Here is a 26507-nt window from a genome sequence, read left to right as displayed (position 1 = left end):
CCTGATCTGATTAAGCTCGACCTGATTAACCCTGACCTTATGAAACCCGTACTCGGTATCGAGACCTCCTGTGACGAGACCGGCGTGGCGCTGCTGCGCTGGGAGCCGGATGCGCCCGGTCGCGGGTTGCTGGCCCACACACTCTACAGCCAGATCAAGCTGCACGCCGACTACGGCGGGGTGGTGCCCGAACTGGCCAGTCGCGACCATGTGCGCAAGTTGGTACCGTTGATCCGCCAGGCGCTGGCCGAGGCCGGATTGACCGTCCAGGACCTGGGCGGTGTGGCTTATACCGCAGGCCCGGGCTTGGTCGGCGCGCTGCTGGTCGGCGCCTCGGCAGGCCGCGCGCTGGCCTGGGCGCTGGGGGTTCCGGCGATCGGCGTCCATCACATGGAAGGTCACCTGCTGGCACCGCTGCTGGAGGACGATCCGCCTGAGCCGCCGTTCGTGGCCCTGCTGGTATCCGGTGGCCACTCGATGCTGGTCGAGGTGAAAGCCATCGGTCAGTACACGATTCTGGGCGACACGCTGGACGATGCCGCCGGCGAAGCCTTCGACAAGACCGCCAAGATGATGGGCTTGCCGTACCCCGGCGGCCCGATGCTGGCGAAGCTGGCCGAGGATGGGCGTGCGGGTGCCTTCCGCTTTTCCCGCCCGATGACCGACCGGCCCGGGCTGGATTTCAGCTTTTCCGGGCTCAAAACCCAGGTGCTGCTGGCCTGGCAGCAGTCCGACAAGAGCGATCAGACGCGCGCCGATATCGCCCGCGCGTTCGAGGAGGCCATCGTCGACACGTTGATCATCAAGTGCCGTCGTGCCCTGCAGGCCAGCGGTGCGCAGCGGCTGGTTATCGCCGGCGGTGTCGGCGCCAATCGACGATTGCGCAGCGAACTGGCCACGGCCGGTACGAAAGATGGCTTCAAGGTCTACTTTCCGCGGCTGGATTTCTGCACCGACAACGGCGCGATGATCGCCCTGGCCGGTGCGATCCGCCTGGCCAGTGGGCAGCATCAGGATGATGCGGTGCAGGTGTATCCGCGCTGGGATCTGCAAAGCCTGCCGGCGGCCTGACCAAGCCCACTTTTTGGGGTGACTTCAGCTGCGACGCTGATAGTCAGTTTGATCGAATCAAAGCATAGAGCTTTCGCCCTCCTTCGGAGCGCGAGTTACTTTCTCTTGCGTGGCCAAGAGAAGAGTAACCAAAGAGAAGGCCACCCCACTTGGCGCTTGCCGGGCTGCGCCCGCCAAGTCCGTGAGCCGATGCCGGGCTTTTCGACAGGACTCCTGTCCTGACGAAAAGGAATCGACATCCATGTCGATTCCCCTGCGGGCCTGTCGACCTCACCTCACCGCCGCATAGGGGAGTTGGCAAAGCAGAGCGCTACTCCGCAATCTAAATAAATCGTCTCGATGCTTGGGTTAAGCAATTGCCTGAGCCTATCCGCTGGAGCGAAGGATCGGCATTTTGGCTTAAAGTTTTAAGTCGCGGGCCAGTTGCTCAAGGAACTGGTCGTAGGCTTGCTGTTGGGCATCGTTGTTTCGCTCCTTTGTGAATCGATCTTCCCAAGATGTATCCCACGCTTTGCTGGTGTGCTTTCGACGATCACCATCGCCTGTAGAGATGTCACTCCGAATCCGTGCATCCTGGCCAGCGCCTCCATAGGGCTTAAAAGCTTCACTCATGAATCGTTCGTAGGATTCGAAGAGTTCTTTGGAGAAAAAAGGTTTGTACGTATACATGGCCTTATCGACAGCACGCTTGCGGTCGATAACCTCGGTTGGACTAAGATTTTTCCAGCCGCCAACGAAACCCAAATATCCATATATGTCATTCAAGTCACCACCGATTTGCTTGTAGATCTCGCTGCGAAGTCCAATTGAGCGGTCTGCTGTCTTCACCGAGTTGTTGATGACGATACCAAGAATGAGCACTAACAAAGGTGTCAGTATGGAAACTGCAAGCTTGGCCTCTTCAAGGCTGGTCCACGGCGAGATATCCATCGATCGAACTCCTGATTTCAAGATGCCGAATGCTAGGTATGCCTACGATTCGGTAGTAGCACCAGATCCTTCAGTAAAGCTGAATACTCGTCAAGAAGGGTTTTCAACTGATCGCCAAAGACTTGTAGCCAGCGATTAACTGCGGAGGAATATTCGATCATCGAATCCGCTTGATAGCGCGTCAGCAGCTTTGTCTTTTCAATAAGCGCGCAGGATGCGAGCTGCTTTTACCGGGGCCCCTGTGCGCCAAGTGGGGTGGCCTTCTCTTCGGGTTACTTTTCTCTTGGCCACGCAAGAGAAAAGTGACTCGGCCGCCAGTGGCGGACGAAAGCCCGCTGCAAGCGAGCCAGATCGCGAAGCACCAACAACTGAAACCATATCCAGTTCACCACTGTGTCCGCTCGGGCAGCAAACCCTTCAATTCCGCCTCGGTGAGATTGCGCCACTGGCCGATTTTCAGGTGGGCGAGCTTGACGTTGTCGATGCGCACACGGCGCAGTTGGGTGACGCGGTAGTCGAATGCGGCGGCCATGAGGCGGATCTGCCGATTCAGCCCCTGGGTCAGCACGATCGAGAAGCCGTATTTGGCGATACGGCGCGTACGGCAGGGCTTGGTCATCTGACCGTGGATACGCACGCCCTTGGCCATACCGTGGAGAAATTCGTCGGTGACGGTCTTGTTCACCGCTACGAGATATTCCTTCTCGTGATTATTCTCGGCGCGCAGGATTTCATTGACTATGTCGCCGTTGCTGGTCAGCAGGATGAGCCCTTCGGAATCCTTGTCGAGCCGCCCCACCGGGAAAATCCGCTGCGGGTGATCGACGAAATCGACGATATTGCCGTCGACACTCTGGTCGGTAGTGCAGGTGATGCCGATCGGTTTGTTCAGTGCGATGTAAACAGCCTTCTTGGCGCCTGGCGTGGCCGCGAGAATGCGTGTCTTGACGATCTCGCCGTCCACGCGCACCTCGTCGCCGTCCAGCGCCTTGGCGCCGGTGGTGACGACTTCACCGTTGATGGTGACGCGACCGGCAAGCAACAGCTCGTCTGCCTCGCGGCGGGAGCAGATGCCAGCTTCGCTGATGTATTTGTTGACGCGCATAAGATCGGAAAAGGTGAATGACTTTGGCTTTTGTGTTCGTCATTCCAACGAAGCCGGAATGACGAACACATCAGGTTACGAAGCGTCCAGTGGGTAATGCTTGATGCGACACGGAGCATCCTGACCTTCTTCATGATGACAAAAGCCATCCAGATACTGGTAACGCATCCGAACGGTCTGTCCGATCTTCGGCCAGCGCTTTCGCGGCACATTATTCTGGTAGTCGGGTGTTTCCGGATCGAAGGTAATCGTGTCGCCGACCTGCGGGCATTCGGCATCCGCCTGTTTTGGCGTCACCTGTCGAACTTTCGCCTGCAACTCTGGCACCGGTTTCGTCACGCCGGTGATTTCAACGCGCATTTGGCAGATCTGCCATTGGGCAGCTATCGCTGCCTGTGACGTTGCCAGCAGGCATGCGACACCAAGACCCGCGAATTTACGATAGTGCTCCATGACGATCACATCGACGTCCTTTTTCCTTGTACTGATTTACGACCGCAGCCCGATTCCGCGCTTCAGCAGGGTCAGCGCGACGATCGACAGGCCCGCGACAAACACCAGCATCACGCCGAAGGCGACCCAGATATTCACGTCGGTGATGCCCAGCACACCGAAGCGGAAGGCGTTGACCATGTAGAGGATCGGGTTGACCCGCGAGATGGCCTGCCACGGTTCGCCCAGCATGTTGATCGAATAGAACACGCCGCCGAGATACGTCAGCGGCGTCAGCACGAAGGTCGGTACCAGCGCGATGTCGTCGAACTTCTTGGCGAACACTGCATTGACGAAACCGGCCAGTGAAAAAATGGTGGCGCCGAGCAGTACGGAGAGGAAGGTAATGATCGGATGCACGACATTCAACGACGTGAAAAACAGCGCGATCAACAGCACCAGCACACCGACCACCAGTCCACGGGCTACCGCGCCGGTGACGTAACCGAGCAGGATCACCCAGTTCGGCATCGGTGACACCAGCATCTCCTCCACCGAGCGACTGAATTTGGCGCCGAAGAACGAGCTGGAGATGTTGCCGTAGCTGTTGGTGATGATGCTCATCATCACCAGGCCAGGCACGATGTACTGGATGTAGCTGAAGCCGCCTTCGATGGTGCCGATGCGGCTGCCGATCAGCTTGCCAAACACCACGAAATACAACGTCATGGTGATCGCCGGCGGAATCAGCGTCTGCGTCCAGATGCGCATGATGCGCACGATTTCGCGGCGCACCAGCGTCTGCAGCGCGACGAGGTTGGTCGAGGTGCTCATGCCGCTTTCTCCCCGGTGGCGTCGTCGTGGCGTCCGTTTTCGACAAGTCGTACGAACAGTTCCTCCAGCCGGTTGGTCTTGTTACGCATCGAGGTGACCGTGATGCTGTTGGCAGACAAGGCAGCGAACAGAGCGTTGAGATCCTGCGCGCGCGGCATGTCGGCTTCCAGCGTGTGGTCATCGAGGCGACGCAGGACGATGCCCGGCAGGGTTGGCAGTTCGCCGAGGATGCCGCTGATATCGAACACGAAGGTCTCCACGTCCAGCGTCGCCAGCAAACTGCGCATGCTGGTGTTCTCGACGATGCGGCCGCCATCGATGATCGCGATATTGCGGCACAGCTGCTCGGCTTCCTCCAGATAATGCGTAGTGAGGATCACCGTGGTGCCAGCGGCATTGATGCCGCTGACGAACTGCCACATCGAGCGGCGGATTTCGATGTCGACCCCGGCGGTCGGCTCGTCGAGGATCAGCAGCTTCGGCTCGTTCATCATGGCGCGGGCAATCATCAGACGCCGCTTCATGCCGCCAGACAACATCCTCGCCTGATGCTGTGCCTTGTCCCACAGACGCAGCTCCTTCAGGTATTTCTCGGCGCGCTCCGCGGCGATCTTGCGCGGCACACCATAGAAACCGGCCTCGTTGACGCAGATGTCGAACAACTTCTCGAACTGGTTGAAGTTGATTTCCTGCGGAACCAGGCCGATCAGCCGCATTGCTTCGTTGCGCTGCTGATTGACGGAAATACCAAAAATCTTGGCGTCGCCACCGCTGGAATTGACCAGCGACGAAAGGATGCCGATCAGTGTGGATTTGCCGGCGCCGTTAGGGCCGAGCAAGGCAAAAAAATCGCCGGGTTGCACAGTCAGGCTGATGCCCTTGAGGGCTTCGACGCCGTTGCCGTAGGTTTTTCGCAGGTTCTCGACGACGAGTGCGGGTGTTGAGGTCATGGGTGACGCCGTTTGGGGGAAAGCCGCGGGGAAACCCGACGTCTGGCGCGTCTTGAACCGACAGGTTCGAAAAAATGACGCGCCAGCGTTTGGTCAGCGGCTCTTAGCCACTTATTATAGCGGGCTTGTCGCTGCCACCCGATCCCTTCGGACGCACGCATCGTTTCCATACGCACCACCAGGACGCCCATGGCCGATCATTTCCAGCTCCGTCTCGTCGACAGCCGCATGCTGGCGTCCTCGGTTCGTCATCTTGTTTTCGAGCGTGTGGATGGTCAGCCACTGGCATTTCAGCCGGGGCAATTTCTGCAGGTGCATTTCCACTACGACGACGGGACCGCGACCAAACGCAGCTACTCGGTAGCTACCGTGGGCGACGGCGCATCGCCGGTCGAGCGTATCGAGATTGCGGTGAGCTATGTGGAGGGTGGTGCGGCGACCAAGCTGCTCGGCGAGCTGCCCCAGGATGGCATCATCGACGCCAGTGGTCCGTATGGGCGCTTCTGCCTGCATGAAGCGGATACCCATCCGCGCTATCTCCTGCTGGCCACCGGCACCGGCGTAACGCCTTACCGCGCGATGCTGCCGCAAATTGCCACACTACTGGAAAAGGGTGGTCGTGAAGTGGTGTTGCTATACGGCGCGCGCACCGAAGAAGAGTTGCTGTACGGCGAAGAGTTCGAAGCGTTTGCGCAGCAGCATCCCGGTTTTGTGTTTCACGGCTGTCTGAGCCGGCAGCCGCGTTCCGAGCCACGTTCCAGCGATCGCAGCGGTCACGTGCAGAACGTGTTGTCCGAACTGGCGCCAAGCATCGAGCGCGACATCGCCTACCTGTGTGGCAATCCGAACATGGTCGATGCCGCATTCGCCGCGCTGAAGGAGTTCGGCCTGCCGGTGCCGCAGATCAGGCGCGAGAAATACATTTCCTCTCGCTAAACCTGCTCCAGAACGCATCGTTTTCGTCACTTCGGGGCTCCAACGCCCGAGCGGTTGAACAACGGAGCCACCGCCTCCGACATGGCGTCAATGCCTCCAAAAGTGTGACGTGATTGGCAGTTTGCTGCCTCGTGCCGGAAAGGTGGCTTTCTGGGGCAAAAGTTTTGATAAATCGTGCCGATAGCAACTTGAGTACTCCGTAATAGCTACGGAGCACCGCGAGGCGCGGTATGAAGTCGTCGATCAGTTCGTTGTTGGTGAGCATCGCCATTGTCGGCATGCTGAGTATGCCGCGCCTGGTCACAGCAGGCGGGGTGGAAGCTTCAGGTGGACGGATCAGCTTCATGGGGGCCATCGTCGAGCCCACATGCTCGGCCAGTGTCGCCAGCATCGATACCGTGGCATCGATAGCGACGAGCCACAATGTCACGCCACTTCGTTTTGCATGTGGCACTGCTCGTAAGGCAACGGATTCCAGCCAGTTTTATTCATTGACCGTCGTCGATCTCGATGCCGCTACGATCAATCACGATCGAGTGCTCGACTACTTTGCCGGTTATGTAAAAGCTGCAGATAGCCGCGATAAAGCGGGAAAGCGGGTTACTCCGATACTGGTCACCCAAACCTATGAGTGACATGGCAACGAAGGCTTTCCTTCATGTGCCCCATGGAGTCAAGGATAGGCAATCGTGAATGTCACACTGGTGCTTACAGTGCCAGCGCCAGCAGCTCCGCCGGAGGCAATGTATTGCGCGAAGTAATTCAGTGTCGCCGCTCCGCCGCTGACACTGTATTGCGACGAGTTCTGTGCCGAGGCCTGCGCGCCAGCCAGATTGATCACGGAGAGCGCCGCAGCGCTGCCACCGGCACCGTTCAGCAACTGCACCTCGACGTTCGTGGCAGTGCCCTTGTTGATCAGGTTGCCGCTGGTGGTATCAATGGTTGCACCCGCATAGAAATAGGTCGTGATGGTGCTCACACTCGTGGGGCAACCCGTCACCGCGATGCTGAAAGCGGCTCTGCCGTTCACTTGTCCGGCCGTCGATAACGATGCAGTCGCTACGCCAGGCAGGGTGACGGCGATGTTTTGGGAGCTGGTGGTGAGGCTACAACTGGGGGCGGTCAGGTTGATTGCGGGAAGGATGAGGTTGGCACCCAAACTCGCGCTAGTGCCAGTATTGCCGGGGCCCGCAGGGATATACCACCAGAAAGGAATCAGGTTGATGGAGGATATGGTGCCTGGAGCGATTGGGCCGGTCTTGATCAGGGTTGCGGAATAGTTGGCTGTCACCGTGCCAGTACCGGTTCCCGAAGAGTTTCCCGAAACAGACCCCAAGACATAGCCTGCAGTGCTAGTGGGGCCGCAGGCAAGACACGCTGCGCTCGTTGCCTGAACCGGGGTGGCTGTGACCAGCACCGCAAGGCCGGACACGCCAGTCGCAAAAGTGATACCGGGGCCGGCCGTATTATTCGTGGGATCCAATGTGGCCAAGTATTGGCCTGCCTGGATGGTTGCCGGATTATTGGATGACGACAGGCCAGTACATGTAAAGCTCATAGTGGCCGTGCCGGTGGCTAGGGTGCTTCCAACCGCGGTGCTGCTCGGAATGGTTACGCTGCTGGGGAAAGTGAGCGTCGCTGATGAGGATGTGCATTTAGGGGCAGCAGCCGCGAGCGGTGCCCAGCCGATCGCCGCGATCGCCAGCAACAGCCAGACGAAGAGCCGCGCGCACCGCGAGGCATTATGGAAACGATGCATCACATGCCACTCCTCGTGACCTGCGCGACCGTGTTGGGTCGTACGCAAGTTGCCTGGATCTCTTCGTAGGCTTTCGCCCGCTTGCCCCTGGCCCGTGGGGCAAGTTGGTAGGTGAACGAGCACGACTGGGCCGCGCCATTGTCATCCTGCCAGCGCACGCTTAGCTCCCCGGACTGGTCGACACCACGCACCAGGATCTGACCGGCTTGGCCGACCACGCCCAGCGAAATTCCTTTTTCATTGAACACCTCGGCGCCGAACGGCAGCGCTTCGCCATTCTGCAAACGGGCACGCACGATCAGCGCGCGACCATTCTCGGTCTTGAATTTCAGCATCACCACTGCACCGGCATACGGCGCAACCTGTGCGCTGGTGGCATCGAGCTGTACGTCCAGCGACAGCCCCTTCGGATCGATCTGGATGTTATTGAGCATGTAGGGTGTCAGGTATGGCACCACGGCATAACCAAAGCGGTCGATCCGCGCACCAGCGGCACTGTTCAAGCTAGCACCCTCGGCGCCCGGTACGTAGACGATACCGACCGTGTCGCCGATCGGCTGACCGAAGGTGACACCACCCGGGTGCGCTACCACGGCACCGCTCACGCCAATCGAAGCCTGGGAATAGCCGCTGCCATCACCATAGCTGGCGTTGAGCACCGCATACGGGCTGCGGTAACCCGCATTCACGCTGCTAGCGTTGCCGCCACCGTCACTGTTGTGTGTAGCCGTCGCGCCGTAGTTGAACTGGCTGTCCGCACCGAACGTGCCGTTCACCATCGCTTGATCCTGCGAACTCCCGCTCTGGTCATGCGTGAGATTCAGCATGAAAGTCGGTGCATGCGGGCTATCGCCCAGTGGCAGGCTGAAGTTCACCAAGTATTCGTTGTCGTAGTGACCGAGGGGATCGACCGAGCGCGTGGCCGAGATGCCGTAGCTCAACCGATGGAAATGATTGTTGTAGCCAAGCTGAAACTGGGTATTGGTGCCGCTGCGATTCCAATAGTCATTGGCGGTAGCGTTGGCGTAGATCGACCCGCCGCTTTGCCCCAGACGCTGGCTGAGCGATAAGGTGAAATTGTTGCGCTGACGTTCCACGCCGGTACCCGAGAGAATCGGGTTGGCGGTGAAGGCACTGCCCGTGAGGGCAGCCTGTTGGGCCGGAGTGAGCACGCTTTGCTCTGGCACACCGTCGATCATGGGCACGGTTGGCGATGGCACGTAATCAAAGGCGTTGATTCCCTCGCGCGCATAGCCGCGGGCTTCGGCGGCCTGGTCGAGGCTGAGGAAGCCGCTGGTTGAATAGCGATAAGCGGCGACCGACAGCGTTGTCTGCGTCGACGGAATGATCTTGCTGTAGGTTATCCGTACGCTCTGACCGGACTGCGTTGCATAGCCGGGAATGTGAGCGTTTGCGTGGGTGATGTCCAGCGCGAGCGCGCCGTAGTGTGTGTCGATCGCGCCGCCCATCAGCACGGCTGCGTAGCCCTGCGAACCCACGATGCCGGCATAGCCCGTCAGCAGGTTGTTGAAACCATGTTGCACCGTTGCTTGCACCACGGCAGGTTTGTCCTTGATCGATGCGTCGCGCAATTCACCCGCGGCGATATCGAAACGGGTGATGCCCGGGCGCAGCAATTGCGCCACCGAGGCATACGGCACTGTAAAGGTTGTCACGCGACCATCCGCTTCGGTCACCGTGACATCCAGATTGCCGCCGTAACCGGTCGGGTACAGATCGGTGAGCGTGAACGGGCCGGGTGCCACCGTGGCCTGGTAGATCTGCACGCCGTTCTGGCGCACGGTGACTTTGGCATTGGTGTTGGCTACACCGTTAATGACCGGGGCGTAGCCCTGCAACGATTGCGGCAGCATGCGATCGTCGGTGGCGAGCTGTACACCGCGGATGCCGTAACTGTCGAATACCGCACCGTCGGTATAACTGTCGCCGATCGTCAGTAGCGAGCGCAGTGAGGGAAGATCGCGCTGCACATAAGCATCGATGTTCTGCCACTGCTGGCGTGCCGGGCTGCTGGACGTGGCTGACTGCCAGTTGACGGTGGCGTCTTCGCGCAGATGCCACGGGCCGAGATTGATGCCGCTGTTCAACCCAAGGTAGGACGTGGTCTGCGTCTGGCCCTGGGTGGTGCTGCGGTAGCTGTTGAAGTTGTAGTTCAGCAATGCGGCCGGCACGCCAGCATCCCAGTATTCCGGGCTCACGTAGCCGCGCGCCATCTGGCCCATGTAGGCCTGCGGCACGCTGGTGTCCAGCCGCAGTTGCGACATGTCGAACGTCATGCTGGCACCAGGAATCAGGCTGCCGATGGTTACGCAGGCGGTCGAGTCGTTCAGACGTGTCAGGGTCTCGGCGGACAGTTTCGCCGGATGCAGTCCGAGCTGGTCTAGCAGCTTGCGATCCACACACGGGGTGGCACTGGCCTTGGCGGAAGTCGCAACGAAGCGCACGTCGCTGCGGCCAACCCAGACATTGTTGAGATAGATGTCTGTGTTGTAGTTACCTGCAAGCACCGGATTACCGTGCTCGAAACGAGACAGGTCGGTGGTGTTCTGGCCGGCACCGGACAGCATATTGCGGTCGAAATCGGCGTAGCCACCGCTGGCACTGGCGTCTGCTCCTGCAGGGCTGGCAGATGCATCTGCGCCATTGGCTGCGGCGGCGCTCGCTGCGCCGGCCCAGCTCACCAGTGCGGCGGCAATCCCCGCACAAAGCAACGCACGACGGCACGCCAGCGGCCAGCGTGGATTGCGCTGGTAGGTGGCGTGCCGAGCGTTCACTGCGAGACGTTGTCCTTGAGGATTACGTCTGCACCGAAGTCATTGATGCAGTCGTACTGGACCGTGCTGCCCGCAGCTGGTGCCTGCTTCAGGTCCGGCACGGCCAGACGCAAATCGGAAAGCGGCGCCACCATGCCCTCGTTCACCTTGTGTGACGCACCCCCGGTAGTCAACGTGATCTGGCCAATGGTCACGTAATAAGGTGTGGGGTTATGCACCACCAGGGTGACCGAGCCGGCATCACTCGCCGCCTTGAAGCTGAGTTCATTCGGCGCTTTCATCGGATCGCCCGCCAGCCCGGCGGGACGATAGAACAGCTTCAGGCGCGAACGGATCGCGAACTGCATGTAATTCTTGTCCTGGAATTGCGGGCTGCTCGGCTTCGGTGGAATTTCCAGCACGTTGAGCCAGAACACCGACTCGCGATCAGCCGGCAACGGCTGCTCGCTATGTGTAAACAGGATGCGCAGGCTCTGGTCGCGGTTCGGTTCCATGCGGAACAGCGGTGGCGTGATCAGGAATGGCGTATGCACCTTGTCCGGCGTGGCCTTCGCATCGCCGTCGTCGATCCAGGCCTCGATCAATGCCGGTGTGGTGTTCTGATTGGTCAGGCGCACGGTGACCTCACCGTCCTTGGCCGGAAAGATCACCCGGGTGCCGCTGATGACGACATTGGCGTGGACGGTGGATAGCGCGCAGCCGATGACCAGCAGCGCCGCGGTCAGGGCGCGGATCAGTTTGTTCATCGGGATCTCGGATGCCAGTGGGGTACGCTGCGGCCGGAACTCCGGCCGCAGCAGCGAGGTTTGCTGGCTATTACTGGTAGTTGAGGTTGTATATCACCGAGGCGGTAACGGTGCCCGCTACCACGGTGGCGGAAGTGGCGACATAGCCGGCGTAAAGCTGGAACGAAGAAGCGGTAGCCGACAGCGCTACCGGGGTCACACCCTGAGCGCCCGACGCGCCTGCCAGCGTCAAATAACTGGCCCCAGTGCTGCTAGTGGACAACGCGACTTCCACACCGCTGTTGGCGGTGCCGGTGTTGGTCAGGTAACCGGTGGCCGTGTCAATGCCAGCCCCCGTGAAGTATGGGTAAACCTTGCTATAGGCGGTACCCGACCCGTTCGCTATGGAGGTGGGGCAACCGCTCAAGTTGAGAGTGAAGCCCGTCCAGCCGGCCGACGAGCCAACAGTTGACAGGGTGGTGTTAACCAACCCAACAGCCGGCAGCGTGACAGTCGCGCTGGCGGTGGAGCTGTTGACAGTCACGGCGCAGGTGGACGCGACGAGCGAGCCCGAGAAGGTGATGGTGCCGCCGCTGGCCGCATTAGCAGCCTGCGGAGCGAATGCTGCCACGCCGAAACCGGCGATCAGTGCAGCGGAGAGAAGAGTCTTGTTCATGCGTATTCCTAATGAATAAAGGTGTTGGTCTTGGTTGACTGATTCTTGACGCGCTATTGGACAGCGGTTGGTGTTGGTAGCATTACCCCGACGGCAGCCTTGCGCGCGGCTGGGTCCAGCCAACATCAGCAAGCTGTGTGCCAAGTCTTGTTTTAGAGCGATTCCCCGGCCAATGGCCTCCCCCGATGATCATCCCTAGGCGTCGGGATGTCGTGCAGACGAACGTTGTAACTCATCTACCCGACGAATTATGTCATTCAATTGTGCGAACTGCGTCACCCTTTCTGACGAATTGCGTCATTCAGAAGTGCGAACTATGTCACATTATTTGGTATTTCGGGTCACGCGCCCCTCATCACAAATGTGATCGTCGTCGCTGGATGAGCGCAGTAATGTCAAGTTTACTTGACATTACTCGGGCATACTGGGGTTTGGAGATTCCCGACAGACAGTGAGCACGCCAGGCCGGTTTATGAATGCTCCGGCGCCAACACCTCGGCATTATGGGCCGCCTCTCGCAGCACGGTTGTGCGCCAACACTCGTCAGTAGGTCACGCTTACCGTAATGGTGTCGGTATATGCGCCGGGCGTGGGGGTGGCCTGAGCGGCCACGCGGCCATAAACGGTGTTGGTCTGCACGGCGCCATTGCCCGTACCGGTCACGGTATCGCTGTTGACGGTGTTGCCCCAGCGTATCGTTCGCCCGCTGTCCTGATAGAGCTCGTAAGTAATCAAATCTCCGCTGCTGCCAAGCATGCGCCGTGTGGTGCCGCTGGCGTTCTGGCCGTTGTTCAGGCCGATCTGGAACGCCGTGCTGTTGGTGCATTGAGTCTGCAGGGTAGTCGTCGCATCCACGTTGGCGGTAAGCAGGCTGGCGGGGGTGCCAAAACTCAGGTTGTTGGCCGCGGTAATGGTGCATGTCTTTGTCACGGTGGCATTGGCCGTGAAGCTGAAGGCGCTGGCATTTCCGGTGCCGCAGGTCGAAGGCGTGGTGGTGTAGTTCGAGGCCACCGTCATCTCGGCATCGGTTCCGGCAAAGGTGCTGATATAGGTGCCGGCGGTCAGGCCTATCTGGGCGTTGGGTACGCTGGCGTAAATCGTTGCTGTGCCACTGAGGATGCCGGGCAGCAGGAAGGTGAGTCCCAGAGGCACGACAACTGACGTTTGATAGGGCGCGCTGTTGACGGCTGAGAACAGCGAACCCCAGACCTGCGTGCGCGCGCTGTCCTGATACATCTGGAACTGCAGGCTCTGCCCGGTGCCGGCGGTCATCACCCGATTGGTGCCCTGAAGACCACCCGTACCGTTGCCGATGTTGATGCAGAAAGTGGTGTTGGCAGCCAGGAGCAGGGAGGGGTTTTTACAGGTCCAGCCGATCGATGCGCTGGTGGTGGCGCCGGTGACCAGTCCGTCCACGGTGCCAAAGTTGATGGTCGGCGCGCTGGTGACGCTGCAGGTAACCGAGGCGGCCTGGGCATGTGCCGTTTGCGAGGTCATCAACGAGCTGCCGATCAGCAGTATCAGTGCAATAAGCGTGACCACCAGGCTCGGCGTCTTCATTGCGCGCCCTCTGCGACACATGACAGTGGACCGATGTGCGGGATCGTGCTGCCGACCTTGTGGTAATCGAACGCGACGTGGCAGCTGCCGTCTGGCGTGACCACATCCAGCACGGTGTGCTTCTGCAGGGTTTCCAGATAGGCCTGGCCATCGAAGCCGACCAAGGCGGGATCACCGCTGACCTGTCCATGCACCCGCACCTGGCTTCCCAGCGGCAATGGCTTGCCGGCCTTGTCCACCAGCGTGAGCACGCCGGCCTGCACGGGCGTGATGCCGAACTTCACCAGCGTGCCGGCGCGATCGGTCGGTGTTGCGATGGCTTTGACGTGATCAATGCGCACATCCTGTGGCAACTGCATCGGGTCGATGGACACCTGATTGTTCTGGTACGAATTCAAGGGCTCGACCAGCAGCATGCCGTGGCTGTCGGTTGTGCCAATCGAATTGTTTTCGAGCTTTACGGGAACACCGGCGATACCGTCAGTAGATACGACCGCGAAGGCGTCGTCGATGCGGCGCGAGGCAAACAGATCACCTCCCATCAGCACCAGTGATCCGCTCGCGCCAGCGTAGGCATAACGCTGGTCGGCGATCGAGCTGACACCGGCGTCCACCATGCCGTAGCGACCCAGATAATCCAGTTCGCCCTGACCGCCATTCTGATCGCCGCCCTGGCGCAAGTCGGCACGCCAGCCCCAGCCGCCCTGGCTCGGTGCCGATTTGCTGGCGTCGAGACTGAGCCCGGTGCTTGAGCCATCGCGCTGTATGCCGGTGCTCACCGTGGTGTTGTCGTCCAGCACGATGTTGAAGCCGGCAAATAGACTGCGATCAGCGGCATTGTCGAGATTCTGGTTCGCACTCAAGCTGAGCGACATGGCATGCCCGATCGATTTGAACCAGTACACGGTGGCGTAACGCGAAGGGTCCTGCGCCGGATAACGCAGATCCAGATAGCTCACGCCGAACTCGCCCAGATGCCCGGTGCTGTAGCCGACAACGGCTTGACTGCTCACCTTTGGCGGTGGCGCGCCATACAGCGAAGCGACGTCGAGGTAGTCACCGCGGGTGCGGGTTTCGTCAACGCTGAAGTTGAATCGGTTGTTGCGCCAACTGTAGCCGAGGCTGTACTGCGAACCGCTCTGTCCGGCGTGCTCGCTTTGGGCGAGCGATGCCGAGAAAATGCCGCTGCTGTCGCCGAGCAGCCAGACCCCGCCGGCGCCGGCTTCGGTCAGTCCGGCGGTAGCCTCACCGTGAAGTTCTGCGGTGAAGTGATCGCTGACGCCGTAGCGCCAGTTGCCGCTGGCGGCGGGATCGTGCCCGTAATCAAACGAGGCCAAGCCATAGTTTTCGCGTACATAACCCAGTTCGGTCGACCATTGCGACAGCCCTTGTTGCAGCAATTGGTGCGTGTCGTACAACGAGAAATTGAGCGTGGTAGCGCGGCCCAGCGCATCGGTCAGTACGATCTGCGCATTGCCCGCACCGCTGATGTTCGGAATGGAATTGAGCTGAAACGGGCCGGTAGGGACCTTGCCGCTGTACTGGCGCAGACCATTGACGTACAGATCGACATCCGAAGGCAGGGTGGCTGATCCTAGAAACGCTGGCAATGGCGCCGTGATCAGGTAGGGCTGCAGCGCAAAGTCCGTGCCCAACTGGATGCCGCCAATACGGGTCGAGCGTGTCCACGATTGCGCAGCGGTGAGTGTGTCACCGATGCGCAGGGTCATCAGGCTGTCGGGAAACGAGGTACTCCACGCGGTGTCCAGACGTACGGTCTTGTCATCCCAGCCGGTGCCATCGGCATGCGTGGCCTGCGATAGGCTGGTGGTGCTGAACACCCCGGCGGGCCCGAAGATACGCAGCTCGGTGAAAGCGCTGAGGCTGTTGCTGCCGTGTTCGCCCTGCGTACCGTACAGGTCGTAATTCAACAGCGCCCCGGGCGAAGCGCTGGGTTTTTGTACGGATACTGCAGGCGCATTCAGCACCGTGGTCGACAACCGCAGCATGCTTAGTGGCACGCGTATCTTCACGCTCTGCTGGTTCGCATCGTAGACGACCATGCTGCCGGGCAGGCTGCTCAGCCGCAGCGGATCGGACATGCCCGACGGCAGCGCGAAACCGAGCTGGTGCAAGGTGACCTGGCTTACCCATAGCTGCCCGTCGCGAAGGCTGAAATGGGCCAGTCCGCTCGATGCACCGTTGAGTATCACGTCAAGATACAGTTCATTTCCTCCCGTTCCGACGATGCCATTGCCATCAGCGGTCAGCGCAGGATTTGCCGCCGACATTGCATTGTCGGCTTTGTCCGCCGAGTGGGCAGCTGGTGCGAGCAATCCTTGCAATAGAACTATCTCAGCGAGGACGATCGGCCAGCGACAGCTTTTGCGTAGCCTTTTCGCCATTGATCGATGCCTCCAGCGTGCCACCAGACGCGAACACGGCCACGGGCGGTTTCAGAACCCAGCGCATGGTGGCGCCAGGAAGCACGTAACCGAGCAGGCCAGGAGTGATTTCGCTGCGCTGGCCGGCGCTGTTGATGAAACTGAGGCTGGCGAGCTGTGCGTGACTGCCGCCGGTATTGCCAACCTGCAATACCGCATGGTCGCCATCCTGTTGCAGACTCCAGTGCAATATCGGTGGCGCAGCTGCCGCACCAGCAGGCTCGACAAACACCGGCAGCGTGTAGTGCAGCACAAACTGCAGGCCCTTCTTGCCATGCATGTCGACGGGCAGTTCGTCGATGGCGACGCGGTATGCATCCTCCGCTGCGCCAGGGCCGTTCGGCGGAGCGCCCAGGCGGATGACCCGCACCAGCTGTTGCTCGCCCACAGCCAGTTGCAGTATCGGTGGACTGATGACCAACCCTTGCGAGAGGGTCAGCTGATCGCCGTTGGCATCTTGTGCCCAGTGGTAGACACGCACCTGTGCATGGATGACGTTGTCACCGGTATTGCTCAGCCACAATCCATCGGCGTTTTGCGAAGGCTGGAGACTCAACGTGACGGGCGCCACCTGAAGTCCGCTCGCCATGGCGCAGCCACTTGCGGCCATTGCCACAAGAAGGGCGTAACGCCACCGTCGCCACGGGGAAGCGCCGTGCATGGTCGATCAATAGTTGACGTTGACGGTGACGGTATCCGCGTAGCTGTCGGGCGTGAAGTTGGCGCTGGCGGCGGTCGCATAGACGGTTAACGATTGCGCTACACCCGTGCCCGTGCCTGCCACGCCATTGCCTACCGCCGTGGATGTCGCCGTGTTACCCCAGATGGTGCCGCCGGCTCCGGCGGTCGACGTCAGCTGGTAGGGCACCTTGTCGGTATTGGTCGCGGGTGCAGTGGTGGAAACCATCGTGCCGGCGCCGGCCGTGTTGGCGTTCGACGGTGCCAGGCCAACGTAATACGGCGTGGTCTTGGAACAGTTGACGCTGATGGTGTTGCTGTTGGTGGTGTTCACTGCCGTGCCAGCAACCGAGCCCAGGTTGATATTGGATGCTGTGCCCGCCGTGACGGTGCATGCCTTGGTGATGGTGATCAATACCTGGAAGGTGGCGGTGGCTGGATTGGCAGCGTTGGCGGAAGCTGCAACGCCTACAAGTACGGCGAATGCGACAGCGCGCAGCGTATTTTTTATGGACATTGGGATTCCCCCCGGGTAGCTGAACCAATGAGGTAAACGCCTCGAGCCCTATGCAGGAGGCGATCCCTGCGTCTTCGAGTCTCAGGTAACCCGGTGTCGACCAATGCACAAAAAGTTACATTTTCAGGCTGCTATCTAGAGAGCGCACCTGATTAACCTGGCTCGCGAATCGCGCCGAATTGGGCGTAAGTGTCAAGTACCCTTGACATGGGTGCGAGGGAGAGATAGATTGCCCATGTCAAGTTTGCTTGACATTTCCAGCAACGTGATCGGGGAAAGCCAATCCAACGCGCCGGCCAGGGAGATTTCGCCTCTTGCCGACGAAAGCTTTGATGGCTCGATCAACGACCAAGGTTCTGGAAATACCGAATGAACTCCGAAATCGTTTCGAGGACACGTCCATGCCCCGTCTGAAGCAAAAGCGCTACCAGCAGCACCTGATGTTTGCGATGACGATTTATGCAGTCGTCATGGTGTTGGTGTGGCCGCTGGTTCGCACAGTTACCGATGCACCGACGAAATGGCTGCTGGCGTTGGCGCCTTTGCCGCCGATGCTTTACGTCATCGGCCTGATGGCGCGACGTATTCGCGATAGCGACGAGCTGGAGCAGCGCACACACCTCGTCGGATTGGGTGTGGCCACCGGTGTTGTCGGGGCTTTGAGCCTAGCGGGTGGCTTTCTGGCATCGGCGCAGGTCCTGCCACTGGATGGCAGCATCCTGATAGGGGTTTTCCCGCTGATGATGGCTTGCTACGGCGTGACTCGCTGGTGGGTGGCGCGTCGATACAGCGATGATCTGGGCTGCGATCCAAACGATTCGATGGCCTTGCATTGGCGCCTTGCGATAGCGGCTGCCATGTTCGGTTTCGTTGCGCTGTTTGCCTTTCTGAAACGAGACGCTTTTCACGGGGGCATGTTGCTCGGCATGGCGTCGACCATTGGCGTGGTTGCGCTGGCCCGGGGCGTCATTTATCTGCGCAAACGTCACGCTGAAAGGATGGAGAGCCGAAATGTCCGTTGATGCGCATGCCCGCCCGCGCATGCCGATGGTCAAGCCTCCTCAATGAATAACCACGTGCGTGAACTACGCGGCGAGCAGGGATGGTCCCAGGCCGATCTGGCCGAGCGGCTGGATGTTTCTCGGCAGACCATCAATGCCATCGAGACCGGCAAATACGATCCCAGCCTGCCGCTGGCGTTCAAGATCGCGCGATTGTTTGGCCGTTCGATTGAATTCATTTTTATACCGGGTGAGGAGTAGTAGGCATGGTGCTGAAAGGACGTACGCTTTTCCGGATCGGTGTCGTTGCCGTGGGAGTGGGTTTGCTCGCCTGGAATCATTTCCATACGAAGGACGAATCGCCGGCAATCGTCGTTGCGACGCCAGCGACATCAGCGATGCCGGAGCCTCCGGCGAAACCGCGTACATGGCAACTCGGCGCGGTGACGCTTACCGCGTGCGAGCTCGGTCAGCCCAACAGTGGGCTCAGTACGGCGGCGTGGTGCGCCGCGTTTCCGGTAGCGGAAAATCGCGCGGACCCGCACAGCCGCACGATTACGTTGAAACTGGCCGTGCTGCGTTCAAGCGCTCAGGTGCCAAGCAAGGACATGCTGGTGTTTCTCGCCGGCGGTCCGGGGCAGGCGGCAACCGAAGCGGCCAGCACGGTTGCTTCGGTGCTGCAGCCGCTGCGCACGCATCGCGATGTGCTGTTGCTCGATCAGCGCGGTACCGGTGGCTCCAATGCGCTCAGCTGCAAGGATTCCGATAACGTCACCGCCCAGGACGACGAAGACAGCGATGACGTCGGCAAGATCCGCGGCGCGGCCACGGTGTGCCTCAAGCAGATCAGCCAACGCGCCGATCCGCGTTACTACACCACCACGGTGGCCGTGCAGGATCTGGAAGACGTGCGCAAGGCGTTCGGCTCACCGACGTTCGACCTGATCGGTGTCTCGTACGGCACGCGCATGGCGCAGCAGTACCTGATGCATTATCCCGACGCCGTGCGCAGCGTGGTGCTGGACAGCGTCGTACCCAACTCGCTGGCGCTGGGTGAAAGCTTTGCGCAGACGCTGGACGAGGCTTTGAAGCTGCAGTTCGCCCGCTGCACCGCTGAGCCAGTGTGCAAGCAGCGCTTCGGCGATCCGGACCAGACGCTGTATCAGCTGCGAGATGCACTGCGCGCCAACCCGCATCAGGTGAGCTTTCGCGATCCGGAAACCTATCGGACCGTCAAGCGCGTATTGAACGAAAGCTCGCTGGCCAGCGTGGTGCGCATGTTTGCGTACACGCCGCCCACCGCTGCGCTACTGCCCATGTCGATCGATGCGGCGGCACACGGTGATGTCGGCCCGCTGCTGGGTCAGGCCAAGATCCTTTCGGGTGATCTGTCGGAACTGATGGGCAGCGGCATGCAGTATTCGGTGATTTGCAGCGAGGACGCCGACCTGCTGACATCGCGCCCGCAGGACGAGCAGACCATCCTCGGCACGCAGATGGTCGATTCGCTGAAGGCCGTGTGCTCGGTTTGGCCAAAAGGCACGCGCCCGGCGGATTTCCACCAGCCGCTGAAAACCGACAAGCCGATCCTGTTGCTAGCCGGTCAGTACGATCCGGTCACGCCGCCGCGTTATGCCGAGGAGGTGGCGAAGGGCTTGCCCAACGCACGCGTGCTGGTGCTCAAGGGTCAGGCGCACAGCGTCATGGCCGCCGGTTGTACGCCGAAGCTGATCAAGAAATTTGTCGAAGACCTCGATCCCAGGGCGCTCGATGCCAAGTGCCTAGACCTGCTGCAACCTACCCCGATATTCATCGATTTCAACGGAGCCACACCGTGATCGAAGTGAAAGATCTGCACAAGGCCTTCGGCGCGGTGAAGGCCGTCGATGGCGTCAGTTTCATGGCCCGTGATGGCGAAATTACGGGCCTGCTCGGGCCCAACGGCGCCGGCAAAACCACCACGCTGCGCATGCTCTACACGCTGATGTCGCCCGATCGCGGCCAGGTATTGGTGGACGGCATCGACGCTGACGTCGACGCGCTGGCTGTGCGTCGACAGCTCGGCGTGCTGCCCGATGCGCGCGGCCTCTACAAGCGGCTCACCGCGCGGGAGAACATCGATTATTTCGGGCGACTGCATGGCCTGCCGGAGGATTTGCTGAAGATGCGTCGCGAGGCATTGATCCAGTCGCTCGATATGGGCGACATCGGTGACCGCCGCACGGAAGGCTTTTCGCAAGGCCAGCGGGTGAAAACCGCCATCGCCCGTGCCTTGGTGCACGACCCGCGCAACGTGATTCTGGACGAGCCGACTAACGGTCTGGATGTGATGGCTACCCGCGCGTTGCGACAGTTCATGCAGCGGTTGAAGGACGAAGGCCGCTGTGTGCTTTTTTCCAGTCACATCATGCAGGAGGTTGCTGCGCTGTGTGACCGCATCGTGGTGATTGCACGTGGTCGCGTGGTGGCCGACGAATCGCCAGACGCACTGCGTGAGCACACCGGCGAAGCGAATCTGGAAGATGCATTCGTGAAAATCATTGGCAGCGAAGAGGGGCTCGCTGCATGAATGCGCCGAACGTAAAACGCGCCTATCGCAGCCGCGCCTTCCTCACCGTGTTTCTGAAGGAAGTGAAGGAAAACCTGCGCGATCGACGCACCATGATCAGCGCTTTCCTCACCGGCCCTTTGCTGGGTCCGATCTTGTTCGTGATGTTGCTCAACGTCCAGCTTGGCCGCGAGCTGGACAAGGCCGACAAGCCCGTGCCGGTGCCGGTAATCGGTGCGCAGTACGCGCCGAATCTGATCGATGCGCTGAAGGCTGGTGGCGTGGTGCCAGGCGCAGCACTGGCCGATCCTGAAAAAGCGGTGCGCAAGCAGGATGCCGATGTGGTGCTGCGCATTGCCCCCAGCTACGGCAAGGCCTGGCGCGAGGGTCAGCCGGTGCAGGTGGAGATGATTTACGACTCGTCGCAACGCGATGCCAATACCTCGGTAGAACGCGTCAGCCAGTTGGTGGAAAGCTATGCGCGCCAGCAGGGTGCGATGCGGCTGGTGGCACGCGGATTATCGCCAACCACGGCATGGCCACTGGTGGTAGCCAGGCGTGATCAGGCGACGCCGCAATCGCGCGCCGTGCTGATCTTCGCGATGTTGCCGTACTTTTTCATCATCACCATTTTCATGGGTGGCATGTATCTGGCGATCGACCTCACTGCCGGCGAGCGCGAGCGCCAGTCGCTGGAGCCGCTGTTTGCCAATCCGGTGGCGCGCTGGAAAATCTTCAGCGGCAAGCTGGCGGCCATCTGCGTCTTTTCCGCCGCCAGCCTGTTGATCACCCTGGTGGCGTTTGGGGTGGTGGGGCAATTCATACCAGCAGAAAAAATCGGCATGGAGCTGGACCTGGGTGTGCATTTCGCCGCCCACGTGCTGCTGCTGATGCTGCCGGTTCTCGTGTTGTTGGCGGCCTTGCAGTCTCTGGTGGCGGCCTTCGCCAAAACCTATCGCGAGGCGCAGACCTACCTGTCTTTGCTGATGCTGGTGCCGGCGATTCCCAGTCTGGTGCTGGCCATTCTGCCGGTCAGGGCGGAGCCGTGGATGTACGCGGTACCGCTGCTGGGGCAGAACCTTGGCATCATGCAGCTGCTGCGCGGTGATGGCATCGAGTCGATGCAGCTCGGGCTTTGTCTGGCCGGCAGTTTTGCCGCCGCCCTGATCGCTGTGCTGGTGACCATGCAACTCTATCGATCCGAACGGCTGGCGATCTCGACCTGACGCACCGTGATGAATCAACCCGGCGGTTGCGCCAGTTCGCTGGCGCTGAGATAGCCGTCGTGGTTGCGGTCGAGCCGATGAAACTGCCTGCGCAGATTGTCCTGAAACTCGCGTAGCGAGATCGGCCTGCCGCGGCCACCCGGCAGCTCGCTGGATTCCAGAATGCCGTCGCCGTTGGTATCCATGCGGCGAAAGCTACGGCTCATGTACTCGACGTACTCGGTCTCGCTGATCTTGCCATCGCCATTGCTGTCCATCAGCCGCAGGTACTCGCGCGGCGTCTGTGGATAATCCTGCGCCGCGCAGATTGTCGTTGCCAGCAGCAAGCCAGCCGTGACAAGAAGTGCTGCGAACTGAAACGTAGATGGACGTCCAAATCGCGCGATGGCTGACACTCAGCGCACGCCGCGGCCGATGCCGATGAATTGCAGAAATTCCATGCGGGTGCGCGCATCATCACGGAACGAGCCCAGCATCTGACTGGTGACCATCGATACGCCGCGCTTGTGCACGCCGCGCGTGCTCATGCACTCATGGCTGGCATCGATTACTACCGCCACGCCGGCCGGGTGCAGGTTCTCCTGGATGCACTGGGCGATCTCGGCGGTGAGTTTTTCCTGTACCTGGAAGCGCCGCGCAAAGCCGTCGACGACGCGCGCCAGCTTGCTGATGCCAACCACCCGATTGGTCGGCAGATAGCCCACGTGCGCACGACCGATGATCGGCGCCATGTGATGCTCGCAATGGCTCTCGAATTCGATATCGCGCAGCACCACCATCTCATCATAGCCGGCCACCTCCTTGAAGGTACGCCGCAAATATTCGCCCGGATCGGACAGGTAACCGCTGAACCAGTCGCCGTAGGCCTTGACCACGCGCTTGGGCGTATCCAGCAGGCCTTCGCGGGAGGGATCTTCGCCGGCCCAGCGCAGCAGTGTGCGCACGGCCTCCTCGGCCTGTTCTCGGGTGACGTCGGTGGGTGGCTGCTTGCTCATAGTGGTCCTTGGAACTCAGACAGGCTTGCCAGTGTAGCGGGCCAGTGACATTTGCGATTGACGTTAGCGTGGACAGGCATAAAGCCGCAGCTCTGCCATCGCACGTTGTGCGTTTTATGAAGAGGAGGGATCGGGAAACCAATGGCGCTCCAGCGCCTCGTAAAGCAGTGTCACCAATAACGCCGCCAGAGCGCCTAGCGTGACCTCGCCCAGGCGAAACAAGGCGAACTGCAGAAACGATCCCTGATGCGGCACCAGCATGATGATCGTGGTGGTGATGCCGCTGATGCGACCGGCCGCGCTGAGATTGCAGGCCCAGCAAAACATCGTACCTAGCATGACCGCCACGATGTAGGCCCAGTAATGATCATGGCCAAGCAGGGCGGCACCGATTCCTATCAGTCCGCCGAAGATGGCACCGATAAACTGGTCGCGCGACGAGTTGCGCACTTCGGCAAAACTGCTCTGGGTCACCGAGATGGCGGTGATCGCGGCCCAGAACCCCGGCTGCAGTCCTAGCCCCAGCGCGCCAAAGTAGCCAAGGCTTGCCGCGGCGGCGACACGAACTGCCTGGGCTAAACCGACCAGCACCCGCTCACGTCGTGGCAGCGTTTTACGCAGCCGTTCAAGTTCGGCGGCGAGTGCTCCGAGTCGTCGATGGTGCTTGATCAGCGGGTTGCGCGCGGCACTCATACGGTGCTGTCGTCATCCGCGCCGGTGAGAGGTTCGCTTGCGTCCTCAATCAAGGTTTCGCCCAGCAGGCTGGCGCTGTCGGTGACCGACAGTGTTTCGACCTCGCGCAGTTTGCGCTCGATCACGCGTGTGCGCTGGCCTGCGCTGTCGATGCTGTTGCGCACGGTATCGAGCTGCTTGCGGGTCTTGTCCAGCACGATGCCGAACTTGCCGAATTCGGTTTTTACCGCGCCGAGAATCTTCCACACCTCGCTGCTGCGCTTGGCGATTGCCAGCGTGCGAAAACCCATCTGCAGGCTGTTGAGCAGCGCGCTCAATGTGGTTGGCCCGGCCACGGTGACGCGATGATCGCGCTGCAGGCTTTCGAACAGGCCGGGGCGCCGGATCACTTCGGCGTAAAGGCCTTCGGTGGGCAGGTAAAGCACCGCGAAATCGGTGGTATGCGGCGGTGACACGTATTTACTCTGGATGCGCTTCGCTTCATCGCGCACGCGATTTTCCAGTGCCCGTCCGGCCGTGTTGGCGGCCTCGATATCGGCGGCCTCCTGCGCATCGAGCAGGCGCTGGTAATCCTCGACCGGAAACTTCGCATCGATGGGTAGATAGACGTGCTCGCCTTCCTCCTGTCCCGGCATGCGGATCGCGAACTCGACACGGTCGTTGGTGCCCGGCACGGTGATCACGTTGGAGGCATATTGCTCGGCGGTCAGCATGTCTTCGAGCAGCGCACCGAGCTGCACTTCGCCGAAGGTGCCGCGCTTCTTGACGTTGGTCAGCACGCGCTTCAGATCGCCGACGCCAATGGCCAGATTCTGCATTTCGCCAAGGCCGCGCTGCACCGCTTCGAGGCGATCGGAGACCAGCTTGAACGATTGGCCAAGCCGGGTCTCCAGCGTCGACTGCAGCTTTTCGTCGACGGTTGCACGCATCTGTTCGAGTTTGGCCGCGTTGTCTTGCTGGATCGCGCTGAGCTTGGCTTCCAGCGTGGCGCGCACTTCGCCCATGCGTTTTTCGTTATCGGCTGTGAGTGCGGCGAGGCGCAACTGCTGCTGTTCACCGAAGTGGTTGAGCGCGAGTGTGAGTTCCTCGCGGCTCTTGCGCGCATCCTCGGCCAGTCGCATGGCTAGTGACTGCAGGCCGGCATCGGTGCGTTCGGTGAGCAGGTTGAGGCGTTGGCCGAAGTCGTCGATGCGCGCCAGCTGCTGCTGGCTGATGCCGACGAGCTGCTCGCCGACATGGCCGCGGAAGCGGTCGAAACCCTGCTGAAGTTCGTCGCGTCCCGAGCGCTGTTCTTCGCGCAGGGTGCGCTGCAAGCGTTCGCCATCGTCCTTCAGCGCATCCAGTCGCAGGTTGAGTCCTGCGTCCGCGTGGCCGCGTCGCAGCGTGATGACTTGCAGCACGATCATCACCAGCACGGCGAGGAGCAGAACGATCAGCAGTATTTCAGCAACAGACATGGGGCATTCCAGCAAAGGCTAGCCATCAGTTTACGCGCTGGCGACTCAAGCGCTGCGACGGCCACCCGCCCGCAGGCGGCGACGCAGGTAGCGCAGGGTGAGCTGCTCGAGCTGGCGGGCGTGATGCGCCGCGCTGGCAGGGATGACGCGTTGCAGGTCGCCGTCCTGCCAGCCTTCGATGATCAGTGGGTGGATGTAGGAGGCGCGGCATACGGCCGGCGTGTTGCCGAGCGTGGCGGCGACTTCCTTGATGGCCGCAGCCAGGGCGGAGCGTATCGCGCGCTCACCGCCCTTTTCCGGAAGCGGCGTGCGGGCAAGCACGCCGGCGGCCTGCACCGTGCCGCCCCAGGTACGAAAATCCTTTGCCGTGAACTCGCCGCCACTGGTGTTGCGCAGGTAATCGTTGACCATCTCCGAATCCACCGGCTGGCGTTTGCCGCCCTCGTCGAGATACTGAAACAGGCGTTGCCCCGGCAGCTGCTGCATACGATGGATGATTTTCGCCAAACGCCTGTCGTCCAGCTCAATCTCGCGCTGCTGGCCGCTCTTGCCGCGAAATTCGAAACGCAGCCGCCCGCGATGCAGGCGCACATGGCGCGAGCGCAGCGTGGTGAGTCCGAAGCTCTTGTTGTCGCGCGCATAGCGATCGTTACCAATGCGGATCAGCGTTTCGTCGAGCAACCGCACGATCAGTGCCAGCACTTTCTCTTCGGGCAGGCCGGGTTGCGCGAGGTCGCTGCGCACGCGTCGTCGAAGCCTCGGCAGCACATCGCCGAACTCGAGCACCCGATCGAACTTGCCGTGATCGCGCATCGCACGCCAGCGCTCGTGGTAGCGGTACTGCTTGCGCGCACGGGCGTCGCGGCCGGTGGCCTGGAGGTGGCCGTTGGGGTTGGTGCAGATCCACACATCGACGTAGGCTGGCGGAATCGCCAGCGCACGAATGCGCGTCAGCACCTCTTCGTCGGTGATGCGCAAACCTTTGGCATCGAGATAGCCGAAACCCTTGCCGCGACGCTGGCGCGCGATGCCTGGCTGATCATCGCTGACATAGCGTAGGCCGGCAGCGCGTACTTCGCTGCGCAGCACGGGGTCGATTTCAGGAGCGATTTGGCGTTGGCTCATGCCGGCAGTGTGGACATACGCGGTCAAACTGGCGTGCACGCGGATCTCGA

At 60.8% G+C, this 26507-nt stretch carries 27 protein-coding genes; 9 read left to right on the top strand and 18 right to left on the bottom strand.

What is annotated here, in order from left to right; translation table 11 throughout:
- Window positions 1-39 precede the first annotated feature (39 nt).
- Entirely contained in the window at window positions 40-1071 is a 1032-nt protein-coding gene (gene tsaD / locus HDE79_RS14245) for a tRNA (adenosine(37)-N6)-threonylcarbamoyltransferase complex transferase subunit TsaD (protein WP_184603039.1), read from the top strand.
- A 399-nt stretch (window positions 1072-1470) separates the two neighbouring features.
- On the opposite strand, the gene HDE79_RS14240 is transcribed toward tsaD, so the two are convergent.
- From HDE79_RS14240 to HDE79_RS14220, 5 genes are all read right to left on the bottom strand, one after another.
- Entirely contained in the window at window positions 1471-2001 is a 531-nt protein-coding gene (locus HDE79_RS14240) for a hypothetical protein (RefSeq protein ID WP_184602646.1), read from the bottom strand.
- Between the two features lie 385 nt (window positions 2002-2386).
- On the bottom strand, window positions 2387-3106 hold the full coding sequence (locus HDE79_RS14235) for a pseudouridine synthase (RefSeq protein WP_184602645.1): 720 nt from the start codon (window positions 3104-3106) through the stop codon (window positions 2387-2389).
- 75 nt (window positions 3107-3181) lie between these two features.
- Complete coding sequence (locus HDE79_RS14230; RefSeq protein WP_221440175.1) at window positions 3182-3568, bottom strand: hypothetical protein; 387 nt, start codon at window positions 3566-3568, stop codon at window positions 3182-3184.
- A 27-nt stretch (window positions 3569-3595) separates the two neighbouring features.
- The gene (locus HDE79_RS14225; protein ID WP_184602644.1) at window positions 3596-4372 is read right to left on the bottom strand and encodes an ABC transporter permease; all 777 of its coding nucleotides are present in this window, start codon (window positions 4370-4372) and stop codon (window positions 3596-3598) included.
- The gene (locus HDE79_RS14220) at window positions 4369-5322 is read right to left on the bottom strand and encodes an ABC transporter ATP-binding protein (RefSeq protein WP_184602643.1); all 954 of its coding nucleotides are present in this window, start codon (window positions 5320-5322) and stop codon (window positions 4369-4371) included. Before HDE79_RS14220 ends, HDE79_RS14225 begins: the two co-directional genes overlap by 4 nt.
- 189 nt (window positions 5323-5511) lie before the next feature.
- On the opposite strand from HDE79_RS14220, the gene HDE79_RS14215 reads away from it, so the two are divergent.
- Window positions 5512-6258, top strand: a complete 747-nt coding sequence (locus HDE79_RS14215) for an FAD-binding oxidoreductase (RefSeq protein WP_184602642.1) — start codon at window positions 5512-5514, stop codon at window positions 6256-6258.
- A gap of 230 nt (window positions 6259-6488) precedes the next feature.
- Entirely contained in the window at window positions 6489-6893 is a 405-nt protein-coding gene (locus HDE79_RS14210) for a hypothetical protein (RefSeq protein ID WP_184602641.1), read from the top strand.
- Window positions 6894-6931: 38 nt separating this feature from the next.
- Here the strand turns inward: HDE79_RS14210 and HDE79_RS14205 are convergent, their stop codons facing one another.
- The 8 genes from HDE79_RS14205 to HDE79_RS14170 all read right to left on the bottom strand — a co-directional run bounded on the left by HDE79_RS14205 (window position 6932) and on the right by HDE79_RS14170 (window position 17412).
- Window positions 6932-8017, bottom strand: a complete 1086-nt coding sequence (locus tag HDE79_RS14205) for a hypothetical protein (RefSeq protein WP_184602640.1) — start codon at window positions 8015-8017, stop codon at window positions 6932-6934.
- Window positions 8017-10812, bottom strand: a complete 2796-nt coding sequence (locus HDE79_RS14200; RefSeq protein ID WP_184602639.1) for a fimbria/pilus outer membrane usher protein — start codon at window positions 10810-10812, stop codon at window positions 8017-8019. Before HDE79_RS14200 ends, HDE79_RS14205 begins: the two co-directional genes overlap by 1 nt.
- Window positions 10809-11558 carry a fimbria/pilus periplasmic chaperone gene (locus tag HDE79_RS14195; protein WP_184602638.1) on the bottom strand — a complete coding sequence of 250 codons (750 nt, stop codon included), beginning with the start codon at window positions 11556-11558 and terminating at the stop codon, window positions 10809-10811. Before HDE79_RS14195 ends, HDE79_RS14200 begins: the two co-directional genes overlap by 4 nt.
- 70 nt (window positions 11559-11628) lie before the next feature.
- On the bottom strand, window positions 11629-12213 hold the full coding sequence (locus HDE79_RS14190; protein WP_184602637.1) for a type 1 fimbrial protein: 585 nt from the start codon (window positions 12211-12213) through the stop codon (window positions 11629-11631).
- 543 nt (window positions 12214-12756) lie between these two features.
- Window positions 12757-13773: a spore coat protein U domain-containing protein gene (locus HDE79_RS14185; RefSeq protein ID WP_184602636.1), complete on the bottom strand. Its 1017-nt coding sequence runs from the start codon at window positions 13771-13773 to the stop codon at window positions 12757-12759.
- Window positions 13770-16064 (bottom strand): fimbria/pilus outer membrane usher protein, encoded by a 2295-nt coding sequence (locus HDE79_RS14180; protein WP_255488422.1) that lies wholly within the window; start codon window positions 16062-16064, stop codon window positions 13770-13772. Before HDE79_RS14180 ends, HDE79_RS14185 begins: the two co-directional genes overlap by 4 nt.
- A 64-nt stretch (window positions 16065-16128) precedes the next feature.
- Complete coding sequence (locus tag HDE79_RS14175) at window positions 16129-16806, bottom strand: fimbria/pilus periplasmic chaperone (protein WP_255488421.1); 678 nt, start codon at window positions 16804-16806, stop codon at window positions 16129-16131.
- A 78-nt stretch (window positions 16807-16884) separates the two neighbouring features.
- Window positions 16885-17412 (bottom strand): spore coat protein U domain-containing protein, encoded by a 528-nt coding sequence (locus HDE79_RS14170; protein WP_184602633.1) that lies wholly within the window; start codon window positions 17410-17412, stop codon window positions 16885-16887.
- Window positions 17413-17647: 235 nt separating this feature from the next.
- On the opposite strand from HDE79_RS14170, the gene HDE79_RS14165 reads away from it, so the two are divergent.
- Genes HDE79_RS14165 through HDE79_RS14140 form a run of 6 tightly spaced genes read left to right on the top strand, consistent with a single transcriptional unit; the run spans window position 17648 to window position 22187 of the window.
- Entirely contained in the window at window positions 17648-17785 is a 138-nt protein-coding gene (locus HDE79_RS14165) for a hypothetical protein (RefSeq protein WP_184602632.1), read from the top strand.
- Window positions 17786-17813: 28 nt separating this feature from the next.
- Window positions 17814-18434, top strand: coding sequence for a hypothetical protein (locus HDE79_RS14160; RefSeq protein ID WP_184602631.1), 621 nt, complete (start codon window positions 17814-17816; stop codon window positions 18432-18434).
- Window positions 18435-18476: 42 nt separating this feature from the next.
- A complete protein-coding gene (locus HDE79_RS14155) occupies window positions 18477-18674 on the top strand; it encodes a helix-turn-helix transcriptional regulator (protein ID WP_184602630.1) in 198 nt (65 codons plus the stop codon).
- Between the two features lie 5 nt (window positions 18675-18679).
- Window positions 18680-20251, top strand: coding sequence for an alpha/beta hydrolase (locus HDE79_RS14150; RefSeq protein WP_184602629.1), 1572 nt, complete (start codon window positions 18680-18682; stop codon window positions 20249-20251).
- The gene (locus HDE79_RS14145) at window positions 20248-20982 is read left to right on the top strand and encodes an ATP-binding cassette domain-containing protein (protein WP_184602628.1); all 735 of its coding nucleotides are present in this window, start codon (window positions 20248-20250) and stop codon (window positions 20980-20982) included. The genes HDE79_RS14150 and HDE79_RS14145 overlap by 4 nt, the downstream gene beginning before the upstream one ends.
- The gene (locus HDE79_RS14140; protein ID WP_184602627.1) at window positions 20979-22187 is read left to right on the top strand and encodes an ABC transporter permease; all 1209 of its coding nucleotides are present in this window, start codon (window positions 20979-20981) and stop codon (window positions 22185-22187) included. Before HDE79_RS14145 ends, HDE79_RS14140 begins: the two co-directional genes overlap by 4 nt.
- A gap of 14 nt (window positions 22188-22201) precedes the next feature.
- Here the strand turns inward: HDE79_RS14140 and HDE79_RS14135 are convergent, their stop codons facing one another.
- The 5 genes from HDE79_RS14135 to HDE79_RS14115 all read right to left on the bottom strand — a co-directional run bounded on the left by HDE79_RS14135 (window position 22202) and on the right by HDE79_RS14115 (window position 26496).
- The gene (locus HDE79_RS14135; protein WP_343205974.1) at window positions 22202-22582 is read right to left on the bottom strand and encodes an EF-hand domain-containing protein; all 381 of its coding nucleotides are present in this window, start codon (window positions 22580-22582) and stop codon (window positions 22202-22204) included.
- Entirely contained in the window at window positions 22583-23182 is a 600-nt protein-coding gene (gene folE / locus HDE79_RS14130; protein WP_184602626.1) for a GTP cyclohydrolase I FolE, read from the bottom strand.
- A gap of 114 nt (window positions 23183-23296) precedes the next feature.
- Window positions 23297-23875 (bottom strand): FUSC family protein, encoded by a 579-nt coding sequence (locus HDE79_RS14125; RefSeq protein WP_184602625.1) that lies wholly within the window; start codon window positions 23873-23875, stop codon window positions 23297-23299.
- Window positions 23872-25332, bottom strand: a complete 1461-nt coding sequence (rmuC, locus tag HDE79_RS14120; RefSeq protein WP_184602624.1) for a DNA recombination protein RmuC — start codon at window positions 25330-25332, stop codon at window positions 23872-23874. Before rmuC ends, HDE79_RS14125 begins: the two co-directional genes overlap by 4 nt.
- Window positions 25333-25377: 45 nt before the next feature.
- Window positions 25378-26496, bottom strand: a complete 1119-nt coding sequence (locus HDE79_RS14115; protein WP_343205972.1) for a DNA topoisomerase IB — start codon at window positions 26494-26496, stop codon at window positions 25378-25380.
- Window positions 26497-26507 lie beyond the last annotated feature (11 nt).

The sequence above is a fragment of the Rhodanobacter sp. MP1X3 genome (genome assembly GCF_014207165.1).
Taxonomy (GTDB): Bacteria; Pseudomonadota; Gammaproteobacteria; order Xanthomonadales; family Rhodanobacteraceae; genus Rhodanobacter.
The sequence above is the reverse complement of the archived record's forward strand: the minus strand, read 5'-3'. Positions and strand labels throughout refer to the sequence as shown.